The 22,233-nt window shown below is 61.9% G+C and carries 23 protein-coding genes; 5 read left to right on the top strand and 18 right to left on the bottom strand.

Features of this window, described 5'->3' with window-relative positions:
- The first annotated feature begins 6 nt into the window (after positions 1-6).
- The 3 genes from trmFO to gluQRS are packed head-to-tail and all read left to right on the top strand — an operon-like array spanning position 7 to position 2,869.
- A complete protein-coding gene (gene trmFO / locus A3722_RS21175; RefSeq protein WP_067916432.1) occupies positions 7-1,347 on the top strand; it encodes a methylenetetrahydrofolate--tRNA-(uracil(54)-C(5))-methyltransferase (FADH(2)-oxidizing) TrmFO in 1,341 nt (446 codons plus the stop codon).
- Between the two features lie 53 nt (positions 1,348-1,400).
- Positions 1,401-2,015 carry a class I SAM-dependent DNA methyltransferase gene (locus A3722_RS21180; protein ID WP_067623898.1) on the top strand — a complete coding sequence of 205 codons (615 nt, stop codon included), beginning with the start codon at positions 1,401-1,403 and terminating at the stop codon, positions 2,013-2,015.
- Positions 2,012-2,869, top strand: coding sequence for a tRNA glutamyl-Q(34) synthetase GluQRS (gene gluQRS, locus A3722_RS21185; protein ID WP_067623901.1), 858 nt, complete (start codon positions 2,012-2,014; stop codon positions 2,867-2,869). Before A3722_RS21180 ends, gluQRS begins: the two co-directional genes overlap by 4 nt.
- Positions 2,870-2,878: 9 nt before the next feature.
- On the opposite strand, the gene hisI is transcribed toward gluQRS, so the two are convergent.
- Positions 2,879-3,238 carry a phosphoribosyl-AMP cyclohydrolase gene (gene hisI, locus A3722_RS21190; RefSeq protein ID WP_067623904.1) on the bottom strand — a complete coding sequence of 120 codons (360 nt, stop codon included), beginning with the start codon at positions 3,236-3,238 and terminating at the stop codon, positions 2,879-2,881.
- Positions 3,239-3,313: 75 nt separating this feature from the next.
- Here hisI and A3722_RS21195 point away from each other — a divergent pair, with 75 nt between their 5' ends.
- Positions 3,314-3,775: an iron-sulfur cluster assembly scaffold protein gene (locus tag A3722_RS21195; RefSeq protein ID WP_067623906.1), complete on the top strand. Its 462-nt coding sequence runs from the start codon at positions 3,314-3,316 to the stop codon at positions 3,773-3,775.
- 195 nt (positions 3,776-3,970) lie between these two features.
- Here A3722_RS21195 and A3722_RS25145 read toward each other — a convergent pair whose 3' ends face one another.
- From A3722_RS25145 to sciP, 5 genes are all read right to left on the bottom strand, one after another.
- Positions 3,971-4,099, bottom strand: coding sequence for a hypothetical protein (locus A3722_RS25145; protein ID WP_259944545.1), 129 nt, complete (start codon positions 4,097-4,099; stop codon positions 3,971-3,973).
- A gap of 99 nt (positions 4,100-4,198) precedes the next feature.
- On the bottom strand, positions 4,199-6,289 hold the full coding sequence (gene recG, locus A3722_RS21200) for an ATP-dependent DNA helicase RecG (protein ID WP_067628304.1): 2,091 nt from the start codon (positions 6,287-6,289) through the stop codon (positions 4,199-4,201).
- Positions 6,286-8,406, bottom strand: coding sequence for an NAD-dependent DNA ligase LigA (ligA, locus tag A3722_RS21205; protein WP_067916426.1), 2,121 nt, complete (start codon positions 8,404-8,406; stop codon positions 6,286-6,288). Before ligA ends, recG begins: the two co-directional genes overlap by 4 nt.
- An 86-nt stretch (positions 8,407-8,492) precedes the next feature.
- Positions 8,493-9,200, bottom strand: coding sequence for a response regulator transcription factor CtrA (ctrA, locus tag A3722_RS21210; protein WP_067626480.1), 708 nt, complete (start codon positions 9,198-9,200; stop codon positions 8,493-8,495).
- A gap of 93 nt (positions 9,201-9,293) precedes the next feature.
- A complete protein-coding gene (gene sciP, locus A3722_RS21215) occupies positions 9,294-9,572 on the bottom strand; it encodes a CtrA inhibitor SciP (protein ID WP_067626489.1) in 279 nt (92 codons plus the stop codon).
- A 120-nt stretch (positions 9,573-9,692) separates the two neighbouring features.
- Here sciP and mnmA point away from each other — a divergent pair, with 120 nt between their 5' ends.
- Positions 9,693-10,835, top strand: a complete 1,143-nt coding sequence (gene mnmA / locus A3722_RS21220) for a tRNA 2-thiouridine(34) synthase MnmA (protein WP_067626482.1) — start codon at positions 9,693-9,695, stop codon at positions 10,833-10,835.
- A gap of 6 nt (positions 10,836-10,841) precedes the next feature.
- Here the strand turns inward: mnmA and lpxB are convergent, their stop codons facing one another.
- The 12 genes from lpxB to frr form a co-directional block, all read right to left on the bottom strand.
- Positions 10,842-11,993, bottom strand: a complete 1,152-nt coding sequence (gene lpxB, locus A3722_RS21225; RefSeq protein ID WP_067626484.1) for a lipid-A-disaccharide synthase — start codon at positions 11,991-11,993, stop codon at positions 10,842-10,844.
- Positions 11,990-12,790, bottom strand: a complete 801-nt coding sequence (locus tag A3722_RS21230) for an LpxI family protein (protein ID WP_067626487.1) — start codon at positions 12,788-12,790, stop codon at positions 11,990-11,992. Before A3722_RS21230 ends, lpxB begins: the two co-directional genes overlap by 4 nt.
- On the bottom strand, positions 12,787-13,569 hold the full coding sequence (gene lpxA, locus A3722_RS21235) for an acyl-ACP--UDP-N-acetylglucosamine O-acyltransferase (protein WP_067916428.1): 783 nt from the start codon (positions 13,567-13,569) through the stop codon (positions 12,787-12,789). Before lpxA ends, A3722_RS21230 begins: the two co-directional genes overlap by 4 nt.
- A complete protein-coding gene (gene fabZ / locus A3722_RS21240; protein WP_067628883.1) occupies positions 13,566-14,036 on the bottom strand; it encodes a 3-hydroxyacyl-ACP dehydratase FabZ in 471 nt (156 codons plus the stop codon). Before fabZ ends, lpxA begins: the two co-directional genes overlap by 4 nt.
- An 82-nt stretch (positions 14,037-14,118) precedes the next feature.
- Positions 14,119-14,703: an OmpH family outer membrane protein gene (locus A3722_RS21245; protein WP_067628881.1), complete on the bottom strand. Its 585-nt coding sequence runs from the start codon at positions 14,701-14,703 to the stop codon at positions 14,119-14,121.
- 4 nt (positions 14,704-14,707) lie between these two features.
- Positions 14,708-17,041, bottom strand: a complete 2,334-nt coding sequence (gene bamA, locus A3722_RS21250; protein ID WP_067628880.1) for an outer membrane protein assembly factor BamA — start codon at positions 17,039-17,041, stop codon at positions 14,708-14,710.
- 206 nt (positions 17,042-17,247) lie between these two features.
- A complete protein-coding gene (locus A3722_RS25150) occupies positions 17,248-17,373 on the bottom strand; it encodes a hypothetical protein (protein WP_260009468.1) in 126 nt (41 codons plus the stop codon).
- A gap of 143 nt (positions 17,374-17,516) precedes the next feature.
- Complete coding sequence (rseP, locus tag A3722_RS21255) at positions 17,517-18,860, bottom strand: RIP metalloprotease RseP (protein WP_443068622.1); 1,344 nt, start codon at positions 18,858-18,860, stop codon at positions 17,517-17,519.
- Between the two features lie 13 nt (positions 18,861-18,873).
- Positions 18,874-20,055 (bottom strand): 1-deoxy-D-xylulose-5-phosphate reductoisomerase, encoded by a 1,182-nt coding sequence (dxr, locus tag A3722_RS21260; protein WP_067628877.1) that lies wholly within the window; start codon positions 20,053-20,055, stop codon positions 18,874-18,876.
- Between the two features lie 6 nt (positions 20,056-20,061).
- Positions 20,062-20,853, bottom strand: a complete 792-nt coding sequence (locus A3722_RS21265; RefSeq protein WP_067628875.1) for a phosphatidate cytidylyltransferase — start codon at positions 20,851-20,853, stop codon at positions 20,062-20,064.
- A gap of 11 nt (positions 20,854-20,864) precedes the next feature.
- Entirely contained in the window at positions 20,865-21,602 is a 738-nt protein-coding gene (gene uppS, locus A3722_RS21270; RefSeq protein WP_067628873.1) for a polyprenyl diphosphate synthase, read from the bottom strand.
- Positions 21,603-21,650: 48 nt separating this feature from the next.
- On the bottom strand, positions 21,651-22,217 hold the full coding sequence (gene frr, locus A3722_RS21275) for a ribosome recycling factor (RefSeq protein WP_007120421.1): 567 nt from the start codon (positions 22,215-22,217) through the stop codon (positions 21,651-21,653).
- Between the last annotated feature and the right edge of the window lie 16 nt (positions 22,218-22,233).

Raw genomic sequence — 22,233 nt, forward strand, 5'->3', positions numbered from 1 at the left:
GCCCCCATGACAGATACATTGCACATCATCGGCGGCGGCATGGCCGGATCAGAGGCTGCTTGGCAAGCGGCGAACGCGGGCGTGGAAGTCGTGATCCACGAGATGCGCCCCAAGGTCGAAACCTTCGCCCACCAAACCGGGCTTCTGGGCGAGATGGTCTGCTCCAACTCCTTCCGCTCGGATGATGATGAGCAAAACGCCGTGGGCCTGCTGCATTGGGAAATGCGCGCCGCCGACGGCCTCATCATGGCCTGCGCCGACAAAAACCGCCTGCCCGCTGGCGGCGCACTGGCAGTAGACCGCGACCCCTTCGCGCAGACCGTCACCGACACGCTGCTCGCACACCCTAATATCACCGTCGAATACGGCGAGATTTCTGAGCTGCCAAAAGACGGCAAATGGATCATTGCCACTGGCCCGCTGACCTCGGGCGCATTGGCCGAAGCCATCGCCGCCGAGACAGGTGCCGAAGCGCTCGCCTTTTTCGACGCCATCGCTCCTATCGTCTATTTCGACAGTATCGACATGTCGAAAGCATGGATGCAGTCGCGCTATGACAAGGGCGAAACCGAGGAAGAGCGCACCGCCTACCTCAACTGCCCCATGGACAAGCAGCAATACGACGATTTCATCGACGCGCTGCTTGAGGCCGACAAAACAGAATTCCGCGAAGGCGAAACGGCGGGCTATTTCGATGGCTGCTTGCCCATTGAGGTGATGGCTGAACGGGGCCGCGAAACCCTGCGCCACGGCCCGATGAAACCGGTTGGCCTGACCAACCCGCACCAACCCGAGATCAAGGCCCATGCCGTTGTGCAGCTGCGCCGCGACAACAAGCTGGGCACGCTTTACAACATCGTCGGCTTTCAGACCAAAATGAAGTACGGCGCGCAAACAGATGTTTTCAAACAAATTCCGGGTCTGGAAAATGCGCGTTTCGCCCGTCTCGGCGGCATTCACCGCAACTCGTTCATCAACTCGCCCACGTTGCTTGACGACCAAATGCGCCTGCGCAGCCGCGACAATATCCGCTTTGCCGGGCAGATCACCGGCGTCGAAGGCTACGTCGAAAGCGCCGCGATGGGCCTGCTCGCGGGTCGCATGGCCGCCGCTGAGATCAAGGGCGGCAGCCTGCCAACCCCGCCCGACAGCACCGCCATGGGCGCGCTGATTACCCACATCACCGGCGGGGCGGAAGCGAAAACCTTTCAGCCGATGAACGTGAACTTCGGCCTATTTCCGCCGGTCGAAGGGCTTAAATCGGGCCGTCGCGGCCGCAAAGACCGCTACAAAGCCTATACCGACCGCGCCAAGGCAGATTGGCAGGCATGGCTTGATCAAGGTTAACCCGTCCCGGGTTAACACTGGATCCTCCTGCCCATCCCCCATATCCTAGGGGAATGACAAAACATTATTTCGACAAAGCCTACGCGGCGCGGGACACACAGGTGATCCGCAGCCTTTATGACGAATGGGCAGGCAGCTACGATGAGGATATCAAAGCGCAGGGCTATGCCACGCCCGACCGCGCCGCCGCCACGCTCGCTGAATTTCTGGATGACAAAGACGCCCCGATCTTCGATATCGGCTGCGGCACAGGGCTGTCTGGCGCGGCCCTAAAACAAGCGGGCTTCACCACCATAGACGGCGGCGATGTCTCTGCCGCCATGCTGGCAGAGGCTCGAAAAAAAGATATATACCGCAATCTTTTAGAGCTCGAAGTTGATGCCCCTCTTCCCTTCGCGCCCGGCACCTATGAGGCGATCAGCGCCATTGGCGTGATCGGCCCCGGAGCCGCGCCGATCACATTGTTCGACACGTTGATGCATGGATTACAAAAGGGCGGTAAACTTCTGTTTTCGCTTAACGAAAAGGCGCTCGAAGATCGCGGCGCCTTGGGTATGATTCATGAGTGGACCGACTGCGGTGCGGCGATCCTGCTCTTTGCAGAGGAAGGCCCGCACCTGCCCGGCATAGACCTGAAGTCTACCGTCTATCTGATTGAAAAGAATTGACACTTACCACCAGATTTGCCCCATCCCCGACCGGTCCGCTGCACCTTGGCCACGCCTATTCGGCACTCTTGGCCCATGATCTGGCCAAAGCAGCGGGGGGAAAGTTTCTGCTGCGGATCGAAGATATCGACCAATCCCGCGCGCGACCCAAGTGGGAGGCGCAGATCTACGAAGACCTCGCATGGCTTGGTATTGACTGGCCGCACCCCGTGATGCGCCAATCCGACAGGATGGCGGCCTACCGCGGTGCCCTTGATGACCTCTGGGCGCGCGGCCTCGTCTATGCTTGCACTTGCAACCGTCGCGACATCGCCGCCGCCACCAGTGCCCCGCAGGAGGGCGCAGAGCCCGTCTATGGCCCCGACGGCCTGATCTACCCCGGCACCTGCCGTGACGCGGGCCACGCAAAAGCCTCCGGCGCGCTGCGGCTCGATATGCGTAAAGCTTTGGCTTCTTTGGGCAATCGCGCGCTAAGCTTCACTGAAAACGGCCATGGCTCGAATGCTGAAACCGGCGCGATCACCTTCTCCCCGGATCAGCTTATCGCCACGGTCGGTGATGTGGTCTTGGCCCGGCGCGACATGGGCACGTCCTACCACCTTTCCGTCGTGCTCGACGATGCCGCGCAGGGGATCACGCTGGTCCCGCGCGGGGCCGACCTTTTTGAGGCGACCTATATCCATGTTGTGCTGCAGGCTTTGCTCGACCTGCCAACGCCGCATTATCACCATCACCGGCTGATCCGGGATGACGGCGGCAAACGGCTCGCCAAACGCGATGACGCCCGCGCCATCGCGCTCTACCGTGAGAATGGAATGACGCCCGGAGATATTCGTTATATGGTAGGGCTTTAGCGCGCGGCCTTAATCCACCGGCTTCATCAGTTCGACTTCTTCACCATCCTGAATCCCGGTGTAAAAGCAACTGCGCCGCCCAGTGTGACAGGCGGGCCCGGTCTGGTCCACAAGCACCAACAGGCAATCGCGGTCGCAATCGACCCGCATCTCAACCAGTTTTTGCACATGGCCACTGGTTTCGCCCTTTACCCAGAACGCCTGCCGCGAGCGGCTCCAGTATGTGACCTTGCCGGTCTCAAGGCTGCGCGCGATGCTCTCTGCGCTCATCCAGGCCAGCATCAGCACTTCATTTGTCTCCGCGTCCTGCGCGATGGCGGGGATCAGGCCCGCCTCGTTGAACTGAAGGCTTGCAGGATCGAAAGTCATCGGGCACCTCGTGGAAATATTTGCATCTGTCTCTGCGGCGCTTATGTAGGGTTTCAGTACGAAAAGGAACAGCCCATGTCGGATGAGACGGACCTCATCAAGCTCTACTCCGCGCGTATCTTGGCGCTTACCGCAGAGATCCCGCATCTGGGCCGGATGGAGGCCCCGCAGGCCAGCGTGAAGCGCCGCTCGCCGCTCTGCGGCTCGACCGTGACGGTTGATGTGCGCGTCGAGCAAGGCCGTCTGGCCGAGATGAAACAGGACGTGAAAGCCTGCGCCTTGGGGCAAGCGGCTGCGGCCGTTGTGGGCGGTGCCGCGCCCGGTGCCTCGCTCACGCAGATCACCACCGCCCGCGATCAACTGCGCGCCATGCTCAAGGGCGAAGGGCCGGTGCCGGACGCTCCCTTTGACGGTTTCGAAGTGCTAACCCCTGCCTCGGCCTATAAAAACCGCCATGCCTCCATCATGCTTAGCATCGAGGCGCTGACAGAGGCGATGCAACAGGCCGAAGCCCCGGCGGAAGCTGGCGAGCGTTAAGCGCAGCCTGCCGCAGCCCACCTTCCCCAATATTCAACAAAAAAAACGCCGCACATCCTGCGAAGGATGGCGGCGTCAGTCGGCGTTCCTCATGTTGGGACCCGCTTTGCCAGAGGCCGACGCGGACAGGCAAGTCGGTGCATCAAATTGGGACGGATGCAGCAGACAAAGCGGCATGAGAGCCTTTGGCAGAACTCAGATAAAGGCGGGCAGATGTAACCCAACGACCAGCATCACGATCAAAGCGGCGGCCCCTGCTGCATCTTGCAGCAATGTGGCCTGCGATCTGAGGGCGATAGATTTCAGGGCAGTGTAAGTCATCATCAGTACCTCCTTATCTTTGTTGCCCCTTTGTTCTCATTTTTACCCGCCTGTGTAAAGAACTTTTTGAGAACATACGCGAACATAAAGAGAGTTTAGGCGCTAACCCACTGTTATCAAACGGATCGCCTCGTCCTGCCGCATGAGCCATAGCAGCAGCCTTACCGCCCTGCCGCGCGGCCCTTCGAGGGTGGGATCATCAACCAAAAGCTTTCGGGCATCCGATTGCGCCACCGCCATCAAACCCGCCTGACGCTCCAGATCGGCCACGCGAAAGCGCGGCACGCCCGATTGCGCGGTGCCGATAAGATCGCCCGTGCCGCGCATTTTCAGATCGGTTTCGGCAATGACGAAACCGTCTTCGGATTCGCGCAGCACCTCAAGCCGTTGCCGGCCCGTATCGCTGAGGGGGGCTTGATACATCAAAAGACAAGTCGACGCCCCGGCGCCCCGCCCGACACGGCCGCGCAACTGGTGCAACTGCGCAAGGCCGAAAATCTCGGCCCGTTCCACCACCATGATCGTCGCATTGGGCACGTCCACGCCGACTTCGATCACCGTGGTGGCCACCAGCACCTTGGTCTCTCCCGCTTGGAAGGCACGCATCGCCGCGTCCTTTTCGGCGGGCGGCATCTGCCCATGGACCAAGCCAACGACCCCTTCGCCCAACGCCGCGCGGAGCCGTTTGAACCGGTCGTCCGCCGCCGTCAGATCGCTGACTTCGCTTTCTTCCACCAGCGGGCAAACCCAGTAGCATTGCCGCCCTTCGCTGATGGCGTGGCGCATCCGGTCGATGACCTCATCCATCCTTGAAGTCGAGACCAGCGCCGTGCGAATGGGCTGCCGACCGGGGGGCTTTTCGTCGAGGATGGAGACATCCATATCACCGTATTGCGCCAGTGCCAGACTGCGCGGGATCGGTGTGGCGGTCATCACCAGCACATCGGCCAGCCGCCCTTTGCGGCCCAATTCGAACCGCTGCCGCACGCCAAAACGGTGCTGTTCGTCGACCACCGCAAGGCGCAGATCGGCAAAGCTCACATCCGCCTGAAACACCGCATGGGTGCCGACGAGGATCTGGATGTCGCCGCGTTCAAGCGCCGCGAGCTTGGCCCGCCGCTCTGCCCCTTTGTCGCGCCCGGTGAGAAGTTCCAGCACCACGCCCGCCTGTTCCGCCAACGGTTGCAGCCCCATAAGGTGCTGACGCGCAAGGATTTCCGTCGGCGCCATCAGCACCGCTTGCCCGCCCGCCTCAACGGCGCGCAAAAGCGCCATGAAGGCGACCAGCGTCTTGCCTGCCCCCACATCGCCCTGCAACAGCCGGTTCATGCGGGTCTCGCGGCCCATGTCGGCGGTGATCTCTTCGACGGCGCGCTGCTGTGCGCCGGTGGGCCGATAGGGCAAGGAAGACAACACCCGTTCTTGCAACCGCCCGTCGCCCCGGTTCGCCCGCCCCATCTTGCGCCGCTCATTCTGCCGCGCCAAGGCGAGGGTCACTTGATGGGCAAAAAGCTCATCATAGGCCAAGCGCTCCCGCGCCGGGGCCGTGGCGGTGAGGTCTTGGGCGTTTTGCGGGTCATGCGCGGCCTCTGCGGCGGCGGCGAAATCGGGCCAAGCGGCCTGCGCCACCTGCCCGGGATCGGCCCATTCCGCCACCACCGGCAGCCGTTTCAACGCGCCTCGGGTGGCCTTGTACATTACCTTTTGCGTCAGCCCAGAGGTGAGCGGATAGACCGGCTCAAAGTCAGGAATATCGCCCGCTTGATCTTCCGGCACGGCGAAATCCGGGTGGACCATCTGCGCCATCCCGTCAAAAAACTCCACCCGACCCGAAACGATGCGGCGGCTGCCCTCGGGCAATTGCCGCTGCCAGTAGTCGCCGCGCGCGTGGAAATAGACCAGTTGGAAACTGGTCTGCGCGTCCTCGACCGTGATGCGGTAAGCACCGCCTTTGCTGCGTGCCGGACGGTGCGCGCCGATGGTGACGGCCAGGGTGAGTGTCGCAGGCAGATGCGCGTCCTTCACACTGTCCCGCAGACGGCGGTCGATCCCGGAATGTGGCAGGGTAAAGATCAGATCGCGCGGCGCTTGGATGCCCAACTGGCCCAGCAACTGCGCTGTCTTTGGCCCCACCCCGTCGAGCGTTTCGAGCCCCGCAAAAAGCGGGAAAAGCTGTTCCGGCCTACCGCTCATTTGCCTTCGATCAAGGCGAGCCAGCCATCTTCATCCATCGTCTCGACCCCCAGATCGGCGGCCTTCTTGGCCTTGGACCCCGCCCCCGGCCCGGCGACCAGAATATCGGTTTTGCCGCTGACCGAGCCTGAGACCTTGGCCCCCAAACGCTCCGCCCGGGCCTTGGCCTCGGCCCGGCTCATCTTCTCCAAAGTGCCGGTAAAGACGACGGTCTTGCCTGCGACAGGGCTGCCTTCGGTGTCGGGGCGTTCCGCCGGGATCACGGTCAGATCCGCCACCAACCGGTCGATTGAGGCACGCTCTGCCTCTTGCGCAAAGGCCGAGACCAGCGAGCCCGCCATGACGCTGCCGACACCATCGACGCCGATCAGATCATCCCAAGCGGGGCCGTCGAGCCCGCGCGCCTCGGCCATGGCGGCCTCAAAACTGTCCCAATCGCCGTAGTGCAGCGCGATCAGGCTCGACGCCGCCTCGCCCACATGGCGGATTCCAAGGGCAAAAATCAGACGCGCCATGGGTATTTCACGGCGATCTTCGATGGCTTGAAACAGGTTATCCGCCGATTTCGGCCCCCAGCCTTCGCGGTTTTTCAACTGCTGCACGCCGGTGCCGTAACGCTCTTTCAAGGTGAAAATATCCGCAGGCTCCGCGATCCAACCGTCATGGTAAAACTGTTCGACCTGCTTGGCCCCCAGACCGTCGATATCAAATGCCTTGCGGCTGACGAAATGGATAAGCTTTTCGACGGCCTGCGCCGGGCAGATCAACCCGCCGGTGCAGCGCCGCACCGCATCGCCCGGCTCCCGGATCGCATCCGACCCGCATTCGGGGCAGGTGGTGGGATAGACAAAGGCCTCGGCATCAGAGGGACGTTTCGACAGATCCACGTCGGCCACTTTGGGGATCACATCGCCCGCGCGGTATATCTGCACCCAATCGCCCACGCGCACGTCCTTGCCGCCGCGGATTTCGGCGCCCTTGCTGTCGAGCCCTTTGATGTAATCTTCGTTGTGCAGCGTCGCGTTGGAGACGACGACCCCGCCCACCGTGACCGGCTGCAACCGCGCCACGGGCGACAAAGCACCGGTGCGCCCAACTTGAATGTCGATCCCCTCAAGCCGGGTCCACGCCAATTCGGCGGCGAATTTATGGGCGACGGCCCAACGCGGCGTGGTGGAGCGAAAGCCAAGCCGTTCCTGAAGCGCGAGATCGTCGACCTTGTAGACCACGCCATCGATGTCATAGCCCAGCGTGGCGCGCTGCGCTTCGATCTTTTCGTAATGGGCGACCATATCGCCTGGCCCGTCACAAAGCGCGGTCAGTGGGTTGGTCGAAAATCCGAGTTCCGTCAATCGGTCAATCGCGCCCTTCTGCGTCTCAGCCAAGGGTTCCGAGAGCGCACCCCAGGCATAGGCGAAAAACTGCAATGGCCGGGCGCGGGTAATCTCTGCGTCGAGCTGCCGCAGGGATCCGGCGGCGGCATTGCGCGGGTTGGCAAAGGTTTTGCCGCCCCTTTCTGCCTGCCGCGCGTTCAGTGCCGCGAAATCGGCATGGCTCATATAGACTTCGCCGCGCACTTCCAGCAGGTCCGGCGCGTTCTTTAACTTTTGCGGGATGTTTTCAATGGTGCGGGCGTTGGCGGTAACATTTTCGCCCACCGCCCCATCGCCCCGCGTGGCGGCCTGCACCAGCACACCCTTTTCGTAGCGCAGGGACAGCGACAGCCCGTCGATCTTGGGCTCGGCCGTATAGGCCAGTGGCGCATCCGACCCCAGCCCAAGGTACTTGCGAATCCGGGCGTCGAACTCAGTGACTTCCTCGGCGTCAAAGGCATTGGCGAGTGAGAGCATCGGCACCGCATGCCGCACTTTGCCGAACCCTTCGGCGACCGGCGCGCCGACTTGCTCTGACGGGCTGTCAGCGCGCTTGAGGTCGGGGAAGCGCACTTCGATCGCGGCATTGCGCCGTTTGAGCGCGTCATAGTCCGCGTCGGAAATTTCTGGTGCATCTTCCGTATGATAGGCGGTGTTCGCCTCGTTCAGCACCTCGGCCAGCCGGGCCAGCTCCGTCTCTGCCTGCGCTTTGGTCAGCGCTTCAACCTCGATCTGGGATGTCACGATCTGCCCCCGATATTGTCACCTGTGGCTTAGATAGGTGGCGATCAGGGGCAGGTCTAGCGATTTCAGGCTCGGTTGATGGCAGATCAGGCGCTGGCGGCCAGATCCATCTGCGCCGGTTCGGGGTCGCGCAGCACATAGCCCCGGCCCCAGACAGTTTCGATATAGCTCTCTCCGCCTGTGGCTTGGCTGAGCTTTTTGCGCAGCTTGCAGATAAAAACATCGATGATCTTCAGTTCAGGCTCATCCATGCCGCCATAGAGGTGGTTGAGAAACATCTCTTTGGTCAGGGTCGTGCCCTTGCGCAGGCTCAGCAGTTCCAGCATCTGATATTCCTTACCGGTCAAATGCACGGGGCTGTCGTTGACGCTGACGGTCTTGGCATCAAGGTTCACGGCGACTTGCCCCGTCTCAATCACCGATTGGGAATGACCCTTGGAACGGCGGATGATGGCGTGGATCCGGGCCACCAATTCTTCGCGGTGAAATGGTTTGGTCAAATAATCGTCGGCACCAAATCCAAATCCCCTGAGTTTGTTTTCCGTATCGTCGGACCCCGACAGGATCAGGATCGGCGTTTCAATCCGCGCCAGCCGTAATTGGCGCAGCACATCATGGCCGTTCATATCCGGCAGATCGAGGTCGAGCAGGATCAAATCATAGTCATAGAGCTTGGCCAGATCGATTCCCTCTTCGCCTAGGTCAGTGGCATAGACGTTAAGATTCGCATGGGTCAGCATGAGTTCAATACTGCGAGAGGTCGTCGGGTCATCTTCAACTAACAATACACGCATTCGGTTTCTCCGGCTCATCTAGGACGATTGGCTAATCTTGAGCAAAAAAGGTTAACTACCCGTTACCGATACTAGATAGGCTAGCTTAACAACTTAAAGTTGTCTATACTTTTTCAAGGCAGTGGCCTTCAGCGCGGCCTCTCCATGCTCTGTAACCGCATGCAACCATTCCATAAATTCGTCATCGCTAATGCCATAACGCTCCAGCGCTTCGGATTGGGTGATCAGCCCATAGACCACCCCCCGCACCACCGCTGCCTTGCGCGAGGCGACCCACCTTAGCGTATCTGCGCCGGGCAAATCGGCGCGTGACATCACGCTCCCGTCAGCGAGGGTAACAGACCGTGGCCCATCGACTTTTTTCAGGTACATCGCATCATCCGCCATTGTTCTGGCGGCCAATAACCCCCATCTGCCTTAACGCGGCGTGAAGCCTGCCCTTGTGACTAGATAGGATTTTCCTATATTCGCGCACAAACTCCGGAGAGACCCATGGCCCTTGATCAGACACCGCCGCTCAATTCGCTTGGCTTTGCCAAGGCGCCCGCCGATACGCGCGTCGTCGTGGCGATGTCGGGCGGTGTGGACAGTTCCGTCGTGGCGGCCATGCTCAAGGACGAAGGCTATGATGTCGTGGGCGTGACCCTGCAGCTTTACGATCACGGCGCCGCGCTGGCCAAAAAAGGTGCCTGCTGCGCGGGCGTCGACATTCAGGACGCCCGCCGCGTGGCCGAAGAGATGGGCTTCCCGCATTACGTGCTGGACTATGAGAACGTCTTTAAGGACGCCGTGATTGATGAATTCGCCGACAGCTACCTCGGCGGTGCCACGCCCGTGCCCTGCATCCGCTGCAACGAGCGGGTGAAGTTCAAAGACCTGCTGGAAACCGCCAAGGATCTTGAGGCCGACTGTATGGCCACCGGTCACTATATCCAGCGCAAAATGGGCGAGAACGGGCCGGAGCTACACGCCGCTGCGGACGGCAACCGCGACCAGAGCTATTTCCTGTTCTCCACCACCGAAGAGCAGCTTTCCTATCTGCGCTTCCCGCTGGGCCATCTGCCCAGTAAGGACGACACCCGCAAGCTAGCCGCGAAATACGGGCTGGAAGTCGCGGATAAGCCCGACAGTCAGGACATCTGTTTCGTCCCCAATGGCGACTATGCCGCGGTGATCCGCAAGCTGCGCCCCGAGGCCGCCGATCCGGGCAATATCGTCGATACCGAAGGCAATGTGCTGGCGAAACATGAGGGCGTGATCCACTACACCATCGGTCAGCGCCGGGGCTTGGGCATCGGTGGTCTGGCCGACCCGCTCTATGTGGTGAGGTTGGATGCCGAGCGCAAAGAGGTCGTCGTCGGCCCGAAATCCATGCTCGCCACCCGCAAGATCCCGGTGCGAGAGATCAACTGGCTGGGCGATGAGCCCCTGACCTCGCGCCCGGAGTGGCACATCGCCGTGCGCGTCCGCTCCACCCGTCCGCCGCGCGATGCGATCCTGCGCCCGATCAGCGCGACCGAGGCCGAGGTTGAACTGCTGACCGCCGAGGAAGGCGTGTCGCCGGGTCAGGCCTGTGTGTTCTATGATCCTGAAAGCACACGCATCTTCGGCGGCGGCTGGATTCACCGGGGCTGATCCCGTCTACATCCGGGCCAGCACCGCGCGCGCGGCCCGCAGGCCCGGGGCCTCGCCGCCCTGCCCCAAACGTTGCATCGTCAGCGCCATCGCGTCCTTCTGGGCGCCGGGCGCGCGCAGCACCTGCAAGACGCCTTCGGCGATGGGTCCGGGGCGGCAGTTGGCACCGATGAACTCCGGCACCACGCGGGTTTCCGAGACGAGGTTGACCAGCGTTACCGTATCCACCCGCAGCATCCGTCCGATGATCTGGCGGCTGATCCAGTTCATGTCATAGGCGATGACCATCGGCGTGTTCACCGCGGCCAGCTCGAGCGACACGGTGCCCGAGGCCGCCAGTGCCACATCCGCCGCGCGGAAGGCGGCGCGTTTGGTGGCGGTGAACTCTTCGGACGCCATATCACGAGGGTCCAGCACCAGCGGGTTGCCCGCCCAATTGCGCGTCACCTGTTTGACCAATGCCGCCACCGGACTGGCCGCAGGGACCACGACCCGCAAGGACGGCTCTGCCTCGACCAGCCGCGCGACAACCTGCTGGAACACTGGTGCCAGCCGGGTGACCTCGCCCCGGCGCGAGCCGGGCAACGCCAGCAACAGCGGTGCATCGGCAAGACGGTGTTCGGCGCGGAAGGCCGCAGCCGCGGCGTCATCGGCCACAGGCTCGGCCACCACCGGGTGACCCACAAAATCACAGGCCATGCCCGCCGCTTCCATATAGGGCGGCTCGAAGGGGAACAGCGCCAGCACATGATCAACCGAACGCGCCATCTTTTCGGCCCGGCCGGGGCGCCATGCCCAGACGGTCGGGGCCACGTAATGCACTGTTCGGATGTTAGATTTCTCTTTCACCTTACGCGCCACGCGCAGGGAAAAATCTGGGCTGTCGATGGTGATGAGCACATCTGGCTTGGTCTCAACCACCGCCTGTGCCGTCTCATTGATCCGGGCCATCAGCGCGCGGTATTTGGGCAGGATCTCCGCCAGCCCCATGACGCTGAGCTCGTCCATGTCGAACCGGCTTTCCAGCCCCTGCGCCATCATCATCGGCCCGCCGATGCCGTCGAATGTCACCTCGGGACAAAGTTCTTTCAGCCCCGCCATCAGCGCGCCGCCCAACCGATCGCCCGAAGGCTCGCCTGCCAGAATGAACACCTTCACGCCGCGCCCTCCTCTCGGACCCAGAGCACCAGACCAAGCTCATCAGCAAGCGCCACGCAGGCGTCACGCTCCAACAGCATCACACCGCCCGCCTTAATCATCACGCCAGCCAGCCCCGCCGCATGGGCGGCGCGCAGCGTATCAGGGCCGATGGTCGGCAGGTCGATCTCGCGAATTTGGCCAGTTTTCGGGCCTTTGCAGAGCACTGCGCGTGCGCCCTGTATAGCCTCCGGCAGGGTTGCAAGCAGGTGATCCGTGCCGCCGATGGTCTCAACCCCGTAGACCTGCTCACGCCCAATCACGCAGGCCTGTCCGATGTCGAGCGTGGCCAAGCCATCGAGCACGGCAGCACCACGCGCGGCATCCCGGCGCATTTGTTCGTCGGGCAGTTCGCGCGACAGTACACCGCTGTCGGCGATCAGGTCGGGCACCAGTTCATCGGCCCCGACCACCCGAAGGCCATGGTCTTCGAAAATCGTCTTGATCACCTCAAGCGCGCCATTGTCGCCCGCGGCCAGCGCCTGTTTGAACTGCGGCACCAAAGGTGCTGTGCGGATATCGAGCTTTGCGGGGTCCAGCGTGGGCCGGTCGATAGCCCCGCACAGACACACATCTCGAATACCCACGCCCAAAAGATGCGCCAGAAGGCTGCCCAAGGTCTCCAACCGAAAGGTCAGATCGGGCTTCAACCCATCGGGCGCGCAGCCCTCATAGGCGCAGACCAACGGCGGCTCGGCCTGCGCTACCGCCACCCGTGCGGGCAAGCCGCCGCGCCCGGCGATCAGCGCAAGGCTCATTTCGGCGTCAAGAAATGGCGGCCCGTGTCGGCCATGACGAAATCAACGATCTGGCGGACGTAATCGCTTTGGGTCTCGTCCCCCAAACGCCGCGCCCGGTCCGAGAATGTCCCCTCGCCCTGCGCCAACATCTGGAACGCGGCCCTGAGCGCCGTGATGTCGCTACGTGCCACACCGGCGCGTTTCAGCCCCACAAGGTTCAACCCGTCCAGATCACCCCGCGGCGCTTGCACAAGCCCGTAGGGGATCACATCATTGGTCACCATGGTCACTGCGCCAATGATCGCGCCTTGGCCGATGCGGACCCACTGATGGATGCCCGAAAGCCCGCCAATGATCACGTCATCTTCGAGCACGCAATGCCCCGCCACGGCGGCGTTGTTCACCACGATCACCCGGTTGCCCACGATGGCGTCATGGGCAATGTGACAGCCCGCCATGAACAGCCCGTCGTCGCCCACGCGCGTCACCCCGCCACCGCCTTCGGTGCCGCAGTTCATCGTGACATGTTCGCGGATGCGGTTGCGTTCGCCTATGACCAGACGGCTGGCTTCGCCCTTGAACTTCAAATCCTGCGGAATCTCACCGATCACGGCGAAGGGAAAGATCACCGTGCCTGCGCCCACCTCGGTCTGGCCGGTGACGACGACATGGGATTTTAACTCCACATCCGCCTTCAGCACAACCTGTGGCCCTACCACGCAGAAAGGGCCGATCTTGACCGAAGGGTCGATCTGCGCGCCCTCTTCGATCACGGCACTGGGGTGGATATTGCTCATGCTGCGTCCTGTGGCAGGTCCAACATCGCCATGAATTCGGCCTCGGCGGCCATTTCGCCCTCGACCGTGGCAACACCGCCGAATTTCCAGATTTTCGCACCCGGCTTGCCGCGCAGGGTCGTGAGATCCATCCGCAGCACATCGCCGGGGCCAACCTTGCGGCGGAACTTACATTTGTCGATCGACATGAAATAGATCAGCATATCGCGGTCCTGCATGCCAAGGGCGGTGCCCACCATCACGCCTGCTGTCTGGGCCATCGCTTCAACAATGGTGACGCCCGGCATGATCGGCGTGCCGGGGAAATGGCCCTGGAAATGCGGCTCGTTCATGGTGACGTTCTTGTAGCCGACAGCACTCTCGGTGCCCTTGATCTCTTCGACCTTGTCGACCAGCAAAAAGGGATAGCGGTGCGGCAGGATGCGCTGGATCAACTGGATATCGGCGCGCAGCAGCTCTTCGGTCATGGACTGTCCTTTGTCTCAGAAGGTTGCTGAATGGCTACCAATTCAGGCGGCTGGGGGCAAGCATCCCCGCGGAACGCGCGGATCAGTCGGCGTCGGTCAGCCCGGTTCCGATCGCCTCATCCAGCAGGGCAATCGCCTCATCCGTGACCTCAATCACCGAGGAAGAAACAAAGACCCGCCGCCGCTCAAGAATGACCGCCGCATCGGAATTGCGCATCAACTGCTCAAGCACCGGGGCCGCGGCAGACAGGAACCGCTCCCGCTCAAGATCCAACGCCTCGCTCAGCGCCCGGTTTTTCGCCGCCTGCTCTGCCCGGGTCCGCTGGACCTTCTCGTCAAAGGCATCGGCCAGCAACCGGAACTGAGCGGGCTTCATCTGCGACCGTTTTTCGGTGAGTTCGCGTTCTTCCGCCTCTAGTGCCGCTTCAATCTCGCGGTTTTCGGTGGCCAGCTGCTCACTCTCGACTTCGATCTCGCGGGTGACGCGCTGGCCAAAGGCACTGTCGTGGAACAGGCGCTCAGAATCGATGGTCAGCACGGGGCTGATCACACCGCCCCGCGCGGGGGCTGGCGTGTTTGTTTGCGGCTCTGCCACGGGGGCCTGCTGCGCGAGGCCGGGGGTGACCCCGGCCAGCATCATCACCAAGGGGATGAAAGCGCGGCGCATGGGCTTAGAACGTGGTCCGCAGCGTGACCTCAAAGCTTTGCTCTTTGTCAAAGCTCTCTTTCTTCAGTGCGTCGGAGACGTTGAACTGAAGCGGGCCAAGCGGCGTGTCCCAGAAGACCGAGAAGCCGATCACATGACGGAAAGAGCCGCCTTCACCGACGATGGTGCCGCCCGTGGTGTCGACATCGCTCAGATCCCACAGGTTGCCCACGTCATAGAAGACACCACCAGAGATGCCATATTCCTCGGGCAGACCCAACGGGAACTCCGCCTCGAAACGGGCCACGGCAAAGAGGTTGCCGCCAAGTGCGTCGTCCACACCGTTGCTCTGATCGCGCGGACCGATGCCGCCCGGCTCAAAGCCGCGCATGATCGACGGGCCAAGGATGAAGCGGTCAACCGCACGGTTGGTGCCGCTGTTCCATGCCAGCGCACCGCCCTCAAGCGTGGCGCGCAGGGTCACTTCCTCGTTGAAGATGCGTTTTTCGCCCGCGATCTTGGCTGTCGTCTTGATAAACTCGTTATCCCCACCCAGCCCGGCAAAGTCCTGCCCGAACTCGAACAGGATGCCCTGTGTCGGGTCCAGCCCGGTGCGGCGGGTGTCATAGGTGTAGGTGTAGCCGAGGGAGGAAGAGAACAACGCGCCCTCCGCGATTTCATTCGCGATGGTGGCGCTGTTATCCTCATCATCACGCTCCAGCATCTCGATCCCTTCGAGGGTATAGCGCGTCGACAGACGGCCATTCTCGCTGACCGGGAAAGTCAGGCTGGGCTGGAACACCAGACGTTCGGTGTCATAGCTGGTGTAAGACGAATTGGTTTCCGCATAATCAAGCTTGAGACCAAGCGCCACGTCACGCCCCAAAAAGCGCGGCTCGACAAAGGTCACGCCATAGCGCGTGGCATCTTCGGCGGTGGAGATCGACAGGTTCAGCCGCTGGCCGCGCCCGAGGAAGTTTTCCTCTTGGAAGCTGACCGCCACACCGAAACCGTCGTTATTCGAAAAAGAGCCGCCAAAGTTCAGCGAGCCGGTGGGCTTTTCTTCCACATCCACGTCAATCACGACCTGCTCGGGGCTGGAGCCTTGGCGGGCGTTGACCTCTGCCGTCTCAAAATACTGCAGCGCGCGGATACGTTCTGCCGCTTGGCGAATTTCGCGCGGGTTGAACGGGTCACCCTCCACGCTGTCGAACTCGCGGCGGATCACCCGGTCAAGCGTCGTGGTGTTGCCTTCAATGTCGATCCGCTCAACAAAAATACGCTCGCCACGGGACAACTTGTAGGTCACGTTGAGCGACAGATCACGGTCGTTGCGGTCGATCACCGGCTCGACGCGCAGGAAATCGACACCATCGCGGATGGCTTGGCGCTCGATCCGGGCGATGTCATTCTCGATCAGAGTGGGCGAGTAGATCACGCCGGGGCGGATTTTGAGCAGGTCGCGGTACACGGCGGCGTTCAGACCGGGCACTTCGGATTCGACCGACACGTTGCCGAAACGGAACTGCTGCCCCTCGGTGATGTTATAGGCCACGAAGACGCCATCGCGTTCTTCGGTCAGCTCGGCGTTGACCGCCTCGGTACGCATGTCGACATAGCCGCGCGAGAGGTAGAAATCCCGCAGCATCTGCTTATCGGCCTCGACCCGGCCTTCGACATAGGTGTCACGTTTGACAAAACGGCGGAACAGACCCGCCTGTTTGGTGTCCAGCACGCGGCGCAGACGCCGGTCGGAATAGACCCGGTTGCCGACAAAGCTCAGACGTTCGATCTCGACGTTGTCGCCTTCGAAAATTTCGAACACCAGATCGACGCGATTTTGATCGCGACGGATGATGCGGGGCTGCACGCGGGCCGACAGACGGCCTTCGTTACTATAGGCCTCGGCGATGGCGGCGGCGTCTTGCTCGGCTTGGCTGGGATTGAACACCCGACGCTCGGTCGAGCCGATGAGTTCGGCCAGCATCTCATCCTTGATGCGGCGGTTGCCCTCAAAGCTGACGCGGTTCAGCGTCGGCAGTTCGACCACCGTGATGACCAGCGTGTTGCCCTGCGGCTCAAGAGAGACGGATTCGAACAGGCCCGAGTTTTGCAGGTTCTGATAGGCGTCGTTCAACTGACCGCCCGACACCGCCTGCCCGCGCCCGATACCGGCCCGGCGCAGAATCGCGCTGTCGCCGATCCGCTCGTTGCCGTCGATGACGACCGTGTTGAACTGATATTGCTGCGCCTGCGCTTGGCTGCCCGGCACGAGCCAGGCCACGGACAACATGACACAAAGCGATGCGCCCCGAAGGGTCTTGCCAACATTGCTGCGCTGTGCCCACTCGACGGGCATTCTGCCCTCGTTCCTCAGTCCCATTACACCGACCCGTTTTTTTACGACATTGTTGTCAACCTGACTACGCAGGTTAACGGGGTTTGTCAAAAGCAACGGCCGAGAAAATATACCATATCATGCGGCAAGTTGGGCCAGAATGACATCATGAGCCAAGATCGTGCAGCAGCACCCGATAAGGCACTCTATCACGCACTCGCAAGCATTCAGAGAGAGGCGACAAAGGCCCCGGCAGATAGCGCCGCTGCAATGGCCGCGGCAAAGAACGCACGGTCCCAGTTAAGGTCCAAAAGCAGGCTGAGGCCGCGGTATGATCCTTGTAAAACGTGCATCATGGGTTCCTTCTTGATGAAAGATGACCATAGCCAAGGATTGCGGCACGATTTTGTTCAATTATGACCATTTCAAGGCATTACGCCCTGCCCGTAAGGGCAAGGCGCAGGTTGTCTTTCACTCTCAGGGGCGCCGCCCGGCCCTATGGGCAGAACAAGTCGTTCCCAAGCGCAAAGAGCATCAAGGTCAGCACCAAGGCGATGCCCATGGTCATCAAAATCCGCAGCGCGCCATCGCTGGGCGGTTTGCCGGTCACGGCCTCATAGGCGTAAAACACCAGATGCCCGCCGTCCAAGGCCGGGATTGGGAAGAGGTTCAGCAGACCGACCGCCGTGCTCAGCACCGCGATGAAATAGATGAAGGACTGCGCCCCTTGGCTCGCCATCGCGCCCGAAGTCTGGGCGATGCCCACCGGGCCGCTCAGGTTGCAGGTGCTGATATTGCCGACGATCATCTCGCGCAGGCCCGAGATTGACCCGGTGATGATGCGCCAAGTGTTATCTAGGCCCGAGCTAAGCGCCTCCCCCACGCCGGGCGTATCTGTTGCGGGCACAAAGGCCATGCCGCCGACGATGCCGATGCGCAGATTTTGCTTGAAACTGCCATCGGGCTGCGGCTCATCCGTGGCTTTGGGAACGAGGGTGAAAGGCAGGGTCTCGCCATCGCGCCAGACGGTCAACTCCTGCGGCGCCCCTTCGGAAGCCTCAACCACCTCTTTCAACTCACCAAAGGCCACGATCTCTTGGCCGTTGACGGCGGTGATCACATCCCCGCTGCGCAAACCGGCCTCTTGCGCTGCCGATTGCGGCGCGACATTGCTGACCAGCGGCGGCATCAGATAGGGGCCGGGCACGGTCAGGTCGGCCCCATCGCGGGTGATGTCATAGCTCAAGACCGCTTCTTGGGGCAAATTCGTCAGGAAATCGCCATAGCCCCCACCGGCAGCGAGCGAGGGCACCGGCGCGCCTTCGACCGCGCGCAGAATGTCGCCCGGCTGCAACTCATAGGCAGCGTTGGGAAGCGCCCGCAGCTCTCCCACGGTGAGCGGATCGCGGGCGGTGCCAGCGGTCATCGCCACGGCGAAAAAGATGAGGATCGACAGGGCAAAGTTGAACACCGGTCCCGCCGCCACGGTCAGCGCGCGGGCATAAAGCGGCGCGCCGTGCATCGTGTGGCGCAGCGCTTCGGGGTCTTCTGCCAGCGCCTCCATCGCGGTTTCGTCCTTGCCGGACGCCGCATTGGAATCGCCCGCGAATTTCACATAGCCGCCAAAGGGCAGCAGCGCGAACTGCCAGCGCGTGCCGCGTTTATCCATGCGCGAAAACAGCACCGGGCCGAAGCCCAGACTGAAGACATCCGCTTTGATCCCGGTCCAACGGCCAACGATGTAATGGCCGTATTCGTGGATCGCCACGATCACCGACAGCGCCACGACAAAGGCCAATATCGTCCAAATCAGCCCGCCGAACTCCGGCAAATATCCCATGATGTCCAACGTGCTACCCTGCCCTTTTTTGAATTGCGGCTGTCGCGGCCTTACGTGCGAGATGGTCGGCTTGGCCCACCAAATCAAGTGTCATATCGTCACTGCCCCGACCCAAAGATGCGTCAGACGCGCGTGCGTCCAGAACCTCTTCGACGATCTCGGCCATTTCTGTAAAGCGCAACTGCCCGGCGATGAAGCCATCCAGCGCCACTTCCTTGGCCGCGTTAAAGACTGCGCCCATCAGCCCCCCCGCCGCCATCACCTCCCGCGCGAGGCGCAGCGCAGGCCAGCGGGCGTCGTCAGGGGCGGTGAAATCGAACCGACCGATTTTGGTCAGGTCCAGCCGTTCTACTGGCAGGGGCGCGCGTTGCGGATGGTGCAGCGCATAGCCGATCGCGTGGCGCATATCGGGCGGGCCGACATGGGCCATCAACCCACCGTCACAGAACCCCACCAGCGCATGGATCATCGACTGCGGATGCACCAGCACTTCGATAGCCTCAGGCGATACGCCGAAAAATTCCCGCGTTTCAATGACTTCCATCGCCTTGTTGAACATCGAGGCCGAGTCGATGGTGATCCGCTGGCCCATGTCCCAATTGGGATGGTTTGATGCTTGATCGAGTGTCGCATTGCGCAAATCTTCAAGCGGCCAATCGCGAAACGCGCCGCCGCTGGCAGTGATGATGACGCGCTCAACGGCGGTCATATCCTCGCCCACGAGCGCTTGGAAAACGGCGGAATGTTCGCTGTCGACCGGCAGGATCGTCGCGCCATGGCGCTTGGCCTCGCCCATGATCAGCGCTCCGGCGCAAACGAGCGATTCCTTATTGGCCAGCGCCAGCGTCCCGCCTTGGCGCAGGGCGGCCAGACCAGGCGCGAGCCCTGCCGCGCCGATGATCGCCGACATGGTCCACTCCGCCGGACGGGATGCCGCCTCGGTAATCGCCTCGGACCCTGCCGCTGCCTCGATCCCACTGCCGCTGAGCGCGTCGCGCAGATCGTCCAACAGGTCTTCGCGCGCGGTGACCGCGACCTCGGCGTTCAGCGCTTTAGCATCCGCCGCCAGTTGCGCGATATTGCCCGCCCCGGTCAGCGCCACGACATCATAGCCGTCAGGCGCGCGGCGGATCAGGTCAATCGTGTTTTGACCGATGGACCCGGTCGCCCCCAGTATCGAAATCTTGCGCGGCATAGCGGATCAGTTCACGCCCGGCGGGAAGCCGATCAGCGGCCCGACGATCAGCAAGAACACCGCAGCGCCCAGCATTCCATCAAAGCGGTCCAGCAGACCGCCATGGCCGGGGATCAGCGCCGAGCTGTCTTTGACGCCCATTTTCCGCTTCATCCCCGATTCCGCCATATCGCCCATCTGCGAGGCCATCGACAGCGCGACCGAGATGCCGACGAGCTGCAGACCAAAGCCGGTGTTGAAGGAAAAGATCAGCCCGACAACCGCCGCCCCAACCCAGCCCGACGCGGTGCCGGACCATGTTTTCTTGGGGCTGACTTTGGGCCAGAACTTCGGCCCGCCAATGGCGCGACCGGCGAAATAGCCCACCACATCGGTGACCACGACCACCAACACCAGCCACATCAACCAGCCAAAACCCATATCATCGCGCAACTGGATCAGGCCAAAGCCCGCCAGCAGGATCAGCGCGGTAAAACTCATGTAAAGCGTGCGGTTGGCGCTCAAAAGCGCGAACCCCAGAAGCGCTGGCGCCAGCAACAACGGCAGCCCAAGGCCGACGGGCAGATAAACCGAAGCCAACACCGCCACGCCCGTCACCAGCCCAAGCTGCCAAGATTCCGCCTGCCCCGGCCCGCGCAGCATGCCGACCAATTCCCAGACCATCATGCCGCAAATCAATGCCACCAGCAGATGAAACACCACACCGCCCAGCCAGATGCCCAGCAGGCCAATCAGGATCATGGCGCTGGCAGACAGCATCCGCGCCCGCAGGTCGGACCATTGTTCAGGTGATTTCATCGCACGTCTCCTCAGGTCTTGACCGCACCGAACCGCCTGTCACGCCCGCCATAGGCGGCGCAGAGCCGGGCGAATTCCTCGCGGGTGAAATCCGGCCACAGCGTGTCGATGAACTCATATTCCGCATAGGCCGACTGCCACAGCAGAAAGTTTGAAATCCGCGCCTCGCCGCTGGTGCGGATCACCAGATCGGGGTCGGGCAGCACATGGGTATCGAGGTAGCGCGGCAGGGTCTCTTCGTCCACGCTGTCGGGGTCGAGTTTGCCGCTGGCGACATCTTGGGCCAAGCGATGCGTGGCACGGGCCACCTCATCGCGCCCCCCGTAATTGAGCGCGATCGTCAGATTGATACGGGTGTTATGCGCGGTGTGATCCTCAAGCTCTCCCATCAGCTTGATCAGCTTGTCATCCAGCCGGTCGCGGTCCCCGATGAACCGAACCCGCGCGCCATATTCGCTGAGGCTGCGCATCTCCTTGGAGATATAGCGCCGAAACAGCGACATCAGCCCCGCCACTTCGACCTGCGTGCGTTTCCAATTCTCGGTCGAGAAGGCAAAGATCGTCAGGTATTCCACCCCCACATCGGGGCAGCATTCAACGATCTCGCGCACCCTCTTGGCACCGGCGTGGTGGCCAAAAAGCCGGGGCCGCCCGCGTTGGGTGGCCCAACGGCCATTGCCGTCCATGATGATCGCCACATGGCGTGGCCCGCCGGGTATCGTCTGGGGCTGGGTTTCGGCGGTGCTCATGTCTCGACCTTTTCTTTCAAGTTCTATGTCCCTGCGCGAAAGCGCGGGTCAGACTTGCATGATTTCGGCCTGTTTCGTCTCAAGCTGGTCGTCGATGAGGGTGATGAAGCGGTTGGTCAGGTCCTGCACTTCGCCCTCCCAGATTTTCTGGTCATCCTCAGACATCGCACCGTCGTTCTTGGCTTTCTTAATCTGATCCATCCCGTCGCGGCGGATGTTGCGGATCGAGACACGTGCGTGTTCGGCATATTGGCCTGCGACCTTGGTCAACTGGGTGCGGCGCTCTTCGTTGAGCTCAGGGATCGGCAGCATGATGATGGTGCCATTAAGCTGCGGGTTGATGCCCAGACCGCTTTCACGGATGGCCTTTTCAACCTTGCCGACAAGACCTTTGTCCCACACGTTGATCGTCACCATGCGCGGCTCGGGCACGTTGACGGTGCCGACTTGGTTCACCGGGGTCATCTGGCCGTAAGCCTCAACCATCACCGGCTCCAGCATGGAGGCCGAGCCACGCCCTGTGCGCAGCGATGCGAACTCGGTCCGAAGCGACGCAATCGCGCCGTTCATCCGCCGTTCAAGATCATCGGTATCGAGCATAAATTCGTCTGACATGGCGAGCCTGCTTGTT

Origin of the sequence: Sulfitobacter sp. HI0027 (assembly GCF_001634775.1) — a bacterium.
GTDB lineage: Bacteria > Pseudomonadota > Alphaproteobacteria > Rhodobacterales > Rhodobacteraceae > Sulfitobacter.

Bases quoted from the DNA above. Each gene is read 5' to 3' on its own strand.
- trmFO (WP_067916432.1), top strand. From the start codon at position 7: ATGACAGATACATTGCACATCATCGGCGGCGGCATGGCCGGATCAGAG.
- A3722_RS21180 (WP_067623898.1), top strand. From the start codon at position 1,401: ATGACAAAACATTATTTCGACAAAGCCTACGCGGCGCGGGACACACAG.
- hisI (WP_067623904.1), bottom strand. From the start codon at position 3,238: ATGACTTTCGATCCTGCAAGCCTTCAGTTCAACGAGGCGGGCCTGATC.
- A3722_RS21195 (WP_067623906.1), top strand. From the start codon at position 3,314: ATGTCGGATGAGACGGACCTCATCAAGCTCTACTCCGCGCGTATCTTG.
- A3722_RS25145 (WP_259944545.1), bottom strand. From the start codon at position 4,099: ATGATGACTTACACTGCCCTGAAATCTATCGCCCTCAGATCGCAGGCC.
- recG (WP_067628304.1), bottom strand. From the start codon at position 6,289: ATGAGCGGTAGGCCGGAACAGCTTTTCCCGCTTTTTGCGGGGCTCGAA.
- ctrA (WP_067626480.1), bottom strand. From the start codon at position 9,200: ATGCGTGTATTGTTAGTTGAAGATGACCCGACGACCTCTCGCAGTATT.
- sciP (WP_067626489.1), bottom strand. From the start codon at position 9,572: ATGTACCTGAAAAAAGTCGATGGGCCACGGTCTGTTACCCTCGCTGAC.
- mnmA (WP_067626482.1), top strand. From the start codon at position 9,693: ATGGCCCTTGATCAGACACCGCCGCTCAATTCGCTTGGCTTTGCCAAG.
- A3722_RS21230 (WP_067626487.1), bottom strand. From the start codon at position 12,790: ATGAGCCTTGCGCTGATCGCCGGGCGCGGCGGCTTGCCCGCACGGGTG.
- lpxA (WP_067916428.1), bottom strand. From the start codon at position 13,569: ATGAGCAATATCCACCCCAGTGCCGTGATCGAAGAGGGCGCGCAGATC.
- fabZ (WP_067628883.1), bottom strand. From the start codon at position 14,036: ATGACCGAAGAGCTGCTGCGCGCCGATATCCAGTTGATCCAGCGCATC.
- A3722_RS21245 (WP_067628881.1), bottom strand. From the start codon at position 14,703: ATGCGCCGCGCTTTCATCCCCTTGGTGATGATGCTGGCCGGGGTCACC.
- bamA (WP_067628880.1), bottom strand. From the start codon at position 17,041: ATGCCCGTCGAGTGGGCACAGCGCAGCAATGTTGGCAAGACCCTTCGG.
- A3722_RS25150 (WP_260009468.1), bottom strand. From the start codon at position 17,373: ATGCACGTTTTACAAGGATCATACCGCGGCCTCAGCCTGCTTTTGGAC.
- rseP (WP_443068622.1), bottom strand. From the start codon at position 18,860: ATGGGATATTTGCCGGAGTTCGGCGGGCTGATTTGGACGATATTGGCC.
- dxr (WP_067628877.1), bottom strand. From the start codon at position 20,055: ATGCCGCGCAAGATTTCGATACTGGGGGCGACCGGGTCCATCGGTCAA.
- A3722_RS21265 (WP_067628875.1), bottom strand. From the start codon at position 20,853: ATGAAATCACCTGAACAATGGTCCGACCTGCGGGCGCGGATGCTGTCT.
- uppS (WP_067628873.1), bottom strand. From the start codon at position 21,602: ATGAGCACCGCCGAAACCCAGCCCCAGACGATACCCGGCGGGCCACGC.
- frr (WP_007120421.1), bottom strand. From the start codon at position 22,217: ATGTCAGACGAATTTATGCTCGATACCGATGATCTTGAACGGCGGATG.